The following is a 5,609-nucleotide window of genomic DNA, read 5'->3' as shown; positions in this document are numbered from 1 at the left end:
CGGGCCTGGCGCCCCAGCCACACTGCCAGGGCTTCCTGCGCGTGCCCGTCGAGCACGAGCCGGCCTTCAACCCCGACGCAGGACCGGCCAGCCGCCAGGCGCTGCTGTTCACGCTGCGCGCCATCGTGCGCATCGCCCAGCGCGTGCGCGAGTCGTCCCGCATGATGTACAAGGACTTTTGATGAGACCGGACCGACGCCGCTGGATCCTGGGGGCGCTGTGCGCGCCCTGGGTCCTGTCATCAACCGCTTGCTCCCCCCGCACCCCTGCCATGACCCCTGAAGAAGCCCATCTCGTCCACAAACTCACCGCGCGCATGCGCACGCGCTGCATAGGCCGGCACCTGATCGACTTGCCCGAGGCGTTTGAGCTCAACCCGGTGGATCGGGTGGAGATCGAAGGCGTGGAAGTGAGCATCCGGCCGCTGCCGCGTCCAGTCTTCGACTACCAGTTGGAGCGCAGGACCGAGGCGTTGCGCAACGAGGTCGTCGGGATCGAAAAGATTCCTTCATTGATGGATGTTCGAGACGTGCCGGAAGGTGTTGGCAAGATTTTCAACCGTGCAGACAACTATGCCTTTGCGCGTGTTTGGGAGTTGATGGTTTGGCAGAATGGGTTCTTGATTAACGCATCAGTGAAGGCCTTCGACTATTCGTTGGACAAGCCATTAGGCAATGAACCTACCGATTCCTCCGACGTCGAAGAAAAGTACACCCACCTGCTCAACGTGTACCGCCGAGTGCGCGGCCGGCGCGACGAGGAGATCCCCAGCGAGCCGGGGGACTGCTTTGCTCATGGCTTGTGGACAGGGGCGCAGGCCGAAGCGGCTGAGTTCTACGTGAACTATCACCTCAAGGATGCGCCGGATGTGTTCTTGCAAGTCAGCAGCATCAGCGGTGACGGAAATGTGCCGCGTCCCGACACTGGTTTGATGCAAAGAAGATCGCAGATCGAGCGGGACTCGCGTCGATCAGGCATCGATATTTTGAGGTTTTCAGCACGCGCAATTGGCAATGATGGCTACGAGGAATACGTCTGTAGGGAGCCGGCCAAAGTCACATCGGCCCGAGTTCCAGGCCACACAGCCATCGTTCAGACGGACCAATCGCTTCAGGGCTTCGAACGCCCATTTCTGACCATCGAGTTCTACAACGGCCACTACATCCCCTCGCCGCCGCGCAGCCTGGAGGAAAAGGCCAAGATTCCGGATCTGACGCGCGCCACCCTGAGCGAAGGCCAGGTGCTGGCGCTGTGGGATGCGATCACGGCCACGCTGCGGCCGCGGCCCGGGGCGCTGTAGGACCAAAGCAACGGCGTGCTGCCGAGCACTTGCGGCCAAGCGACCCACGAACCAGCTGGCGACCCCGCACCGACGGTCTGACGCTGCTCAAGCAGGCCCCTTGCCCACCCGCGTGCGGGGCACCGTCACGCCCCCGCTGGCCGCAGGCGCAAGACGATGCCGAGTCCCGCCCCACCGGCGCCGGCCTCACGCTGATCGCCACCCAAGGTGACGTGCAACTGCAAGCCCACAGCGCCCACGCCCATATCGACTGGGCGGCGGCCAGGAAGATCAGATCACCCTGGCCACCGCAGGCGGCGCGCGCCTCACCCTGCAAGCCTCCGGCATCACCGTGGAATGCCCCGGCACGATCCGGGTGCGGGCCACGCAGAACCGGCAGCGCGTGACGGTGTGGGAGGCGGTTGTCTTTGCACCAGAGCAGTCGTTGTTACGCAACCATGGGATTGCCATGAACAAGATGCTGCGCACCTACGGCATCGACACGCCGCTGCGGCAGGCCTGCTTCTTTGGCAACGCGATCCAGGAGACGGGCTGGCTGCGCAATCTGGCGGAGACCGGGGGCAATGGGCTGTGGTACGCGCCCTGGTATGGCCGGGGCCTCCTGCAACTGACCGGCCCGGGCCACTACTGCGAGTACTGGCGTTGGCGCGGGCGCCACGTGCCACAGGACTTGCAGCGTGCGTTGGAGCAAGCCTACGACGCCACCTACCGGCTGCCTGGGGCACAGCGCACCAGTGAACGATTGAGAGATGCCCACTTTGCGCAGTTGACGCAGGAAATGGTCATTTGGCGTCGATCGGTGGAGGGGGGTGATGCTCAAGCCCCGGTCTCCGATGATCTCTACGCCCCAGCAGACAGCGCTGGCTTCTACTGGCTCAAGACGGGCATGGCGCGCTATGCGGACGAGGAACACGCCGTAGAGCGCCAAGCTGTACACACGACACAGGGCGTGAGGGTGTACTACCGCAGCCCGGCCTTCTGGCGTGCCAGCGCCGCGGTAAACCTGCCAGCAGCGGTGAACCGTCTTTACAGCCCAGCGTTGAACGGTTTTGATTCACGCTGCTGTGCCTATGGCGTGGCCTTGGCGGTACTGACCGAATTGAGACTGCCCGACGAGCGCGGGCTCGCCACACTGTGGTACCCCGAGGGTTATACGAGGAGAAGATGGTGGTAAAGCGATGGATGGTGGCCGCATGCACGGTGCTTGCCACCAGTGCCGCGACGGCCGATGTGAGACCCGCCCCCCAGGAGCCCACCAAGACCGCGGTGCTGGACATGGGGCCAGGGTGTCGGATCCAGCTTCAGGTGCCGCAGAAGGCAGGCTACGGAGGCATTCCACCCGAAAGCGGGTTTCCCGGACGAGGCGGTATCACCATCGAGAACCCCCTCAATCTGAAACGCAAGACGTACATCGAGCCGCTTTATTTACGATTCTTTTGTTATGACGCCGATCCGCAGGCGCTCAGCAAAGGCTTGCCGGTGCGGTTCGACCCTCATGCAAATGTCTGGCGTCGTGACATGCAAAATTTGTATGAAAGCAACGGCTTCGAGCTAGACGATGACTTTAAGAAGACGCTGGAAAGAGGTGTGCGTTTTTACGAACTGAGATCGGTGAACGCCAGCGGCTTTGCAGTGACTCAAGATGACGTGATCGGGGATGAAAACAAGCGGCGTCGGGTGTTGGACTATTGCTTGTTTCACGACAAGAAAGCCGTTTGCAGCAGCTTCGATACCCGGATGGGCTATGTGCCCGACATCCGTCGCAACCCGAAGAATGACCTGACACCTTATGCACTGAAGATCCTGCGCAGCATCGAGTTCATCGACGACGCGACCACCCCGGCCGCGCCGGCGGCGTCGCAGTGAATCGGCGGGGTGCTGTGGCGAAGACTTCTTCGTGCCCGTGATGGTGCCGCCTGCCAGCAGCGGTGAACCGTCTGTACAGCCCGGTGCTCAACGGCTTTGATTCACGCTGCTGCGCCTATGGCGTGGCCTTGGCGGTACTGACCGAATTGAGGCTGCCCGACGAGCGCGGGCTCGCCACACTGTGGTACCCCGAGGGTTATACGAGGAGAAGATGGTGGTGAAGCGATGGATGGTGGCCGCATGCACGGTGCTTGCCACCAGTGCCGCGACGGCCGATGTGAGACCCGCCCCCCAGGAGCCCACCAAAACAGCGGTGCTGGACATGGGGCCAGGGTGTCGGATCAAGCTTCAGGTGCCATCTGTGGCTGAGTATGGGGCCGTTGGGCCCAAGCCCGGTTATGAGGGGGAAGGTGGCATCACCATCGAGAACCCCCTCAACCTCAAACGCAAGACGTACATCGAGCCGCTTTATTTACGGTTCTTTTGTCACGATGCTGATGTAGAAGCTCTTTCACGAGGAAGGCCACTCGGTGGGTTGATGCGGATTGCTGCTTCTGGAACTCGTCCTTGAACTGTTTCGGCGTCCGGTATCCAAGGCTCGAGTGCGGCCGATCCTCGTTGTAGTGGCGTCGCCACGTCTCGATGATCGCCCGGGCCTCGATCCGGTTCCGGAACCATTCCATGTTGAGGCACTCGTCCCGGAACTTTCCGTTCAAGCTCTCGGCCGTGCCATTCTGCCAGGGCTTGCCCGGGTCGATCAGCGCGGTCTCGATGCCCGCTTTCTGCAGCCACTTCAGGATGGCATGGCTGACGAACTCGGGGCCATTGTCCGACCTCAGGTAGCGCGGTGCGCCGTGCAAGCTCACCAGACGCGAGAGAACATCGATGACCCGGCTGGAACGGATGCTGCCCTGGACCTCGATGGCCAAGGCCTCATGCGTCCACTCCTCGGTGACGACCAGGCACTTCAGTGGCTGGCCGTTGGCGCAGGCGTCGAAGACGAAGTCGTAGGCCCAGACCTGATTCGATCCCATCGCCGGCACGGGACGGGGCCAGGAAGCCGACACCCGCCACCGGGTCCGCTTCTTCGGCACCTGCAGCTTGGCCTGCCACCAGAGCCGCAGCATGCGATCCCAGCCGATCTGAATGCCTTCCCGCTCCAGGTAGACATGGATGCGCCGGTAGCCGAACCGAGGGTACAGCGCGGCGTAGTGCCGCATCCGCTCGAGCACCGGGGCGTCCTTCTGGGGCATTTGGGCCTCATAGCCCAAAAGCCCAACGTCGAGCGCGACACGCCCAGCAGCGAGCAGGCCCGCCGGGCGCTGATGCCACGTTCGACCATTTTCGGAACCAGTGCGCGCCGTTGCGGCGCGCTCACCACTTTTTTGCGGTGATCTCCTTCATGACCTCGATCTCGAGGTCGCGTTCGACCAGCAGCTTCTTCAGTCGGGCATTTTCCTGCGGCAGGGTGCGCAGTTGCTTCACGTCCGCCGCCTCCAGTTGCCCGTAGCGCTTGCGCCACAGGTACAGGGTCTGCTCGCTGACGCCGTGCTTCTTGGCCACTTCTGCCACGGGGGACCGGTCGGCCTCCCGAAGGATCTTGACCATCTGCTCTTCGGTGAATCGGGACTTGGCGCTGGCGGCTCCTCGTCTTCGTCGGGAGCCATCCTCTCAACTTTCAACTGGACCGAAAATCGCCCGGCAGGTCACCGGCGCTTCTCGTCGGGGCCGTGAGATGGATTTTTGCAGGGGCGACTCGATAGGGATCAGGCATCCAACGTCGGGTGGCAACCGAGGCGACAGAGCCAGCGATCCGGGTGGCGACCCGCACCGCCCACGGCACGGCGACGGTCCTCATGTTCAGACGAGACGGGCGCCGCGCAAACGCAGCGCATTGCCGATCACCGATGCGGAGCTGAAACTCATCGCCAGGGCGGCGATCAACGGTGAAAGCAGCCAACCGGTGAGCGGATACAGCACGCCGGCCGCAATGGGAATGCCCAGTGCGTTGTAGAGAAAGGCGAACATCAGGTTCTGCTTCATGTTGCGGACCGTGGCCACTGACAAGGCGCGCGCCACCGCAATACCGCGCAGGTCACCCTTGACGAGCGTGATCTGTGCGCTGTTCATCGCCACGTCGGTGCCGGTGCCCATGGCGATACCGACGTCGGCCTTTGCCAAGGCCGGGGCATCATTGATGCCGTCACCAGCCATCGCAACGATACGCCCCTCGCGCTGCAGCCGCTCCACCAGTTGCAGTTTGTCGGCGGGCTTGACCTCGCCATGCACCTCATCGATGCCCAAGCGCGCCGCCACGGCCTTGGCCGTGGTCAGACCGTCGCCCGTGGCCATGACGACGCGCAAGCCCTCCGCGCGCAACGACGCCAGCGCTTGCGGTGTGGTCTTCTTCACCGGGTCGGCGACGGCCAGGACTGCGGCGAGC

General features: G+C 63.2%; 6 protein-coding genes and 1 pseudogene. 5 read left to right on the top strand and 2 right to left on the bottom strand.

Going from position 1 to position 5,609, the window contains the following annotated elements:
* The 5 genes from F615_RS20230 to F615_RS20105 all read left to right on the top strand — a co-directional run.
* The coding region (locus tag F615_RS20230; RefSeq protein ID WP_033371797.1) for a hypothetical protein at positions 1 to 182 on the top strand (182 nt) is incomplete at its 5' end.
* Between the two features lie 134 nt (positions 183 to 316).
* The gene (locus F615_RS0117000; RefSeq protein WP_156824686.1) at positions 317 to 1,300 is read left to right on the top strand and encodes a T6SS immunity protein Tli4 family protein; all 984 of its coding nucleotides are present in this window, start codon (positions 317 to 319) and stop codon (positions 1,298 to 1,300) included.
* 448 nt (positions 1,301 to 1,748) lie between these two features.
* Entirely contained in the window at positions 1,749 to 2,474 is a 726-nt protein-coding gene (locus F615_RS0116990; RefSeq protein WP_156824685.1) for a hypothetical protein, read from the top strand.
* Complete coding sequence (locus F615_RS0116985; RefSeq protein WP_156824684.1) at positions 2,465 to 3,166, top strand: hypothetical protein; 702 nt, start codon at positions 2,465 to 2,467, stop codon at positions 3,164 to 3,166. Before F615_RS0116990 ends, F615_RS0116985 begins: the two co-directional genes overlap by 10 nt.
* A gap of 62 nt (positions 3,167 to 3,228) precedes the next feature.
* Entirely contained in the window at positions 3,229 to 3,387 is a 159-nt protein-coding gene (locus tag F615_RS20105; protein ID WP_156824683.1) for a hypothetical protein, read from the top strand.
* Positions 3,388 to 3,606: 219 nt separating this feature from the next.
* On the opposite strand, the pseudogene F615_RS19795 reads toward F615_RS20105, so the two are convergent.
* Positions 3,607 to 4,774 (bottom strand): annotated as a pseudogene (locus F615_RS19795) (IS3 family transposase).
* A gap of 252 nt (positions 4,775 to 5,026) precedes the next feature.
* On the bottom strand, positions 5,027 to 5,609 hold a 583-nt coding region (locus F615_RS19025), incomplete at its 5' end, for an HAD-IC family P-type ATPase (RefSeq protein WP_033371795.1).

The organism is Caldimonas manganoxidans ATCC BAA-369 (genome assembly GCF_000381125.1).
Lineage (GTDB): Bacteria > Pseudomonadota > Gammaproteobacteria > Burkholderiales > Burkholderiaceae_C > Caldimonas > Caldimonas manganoxidans.
This window is presented reverse-complemented; position numbering and strand designations above follow the sequence as displayed.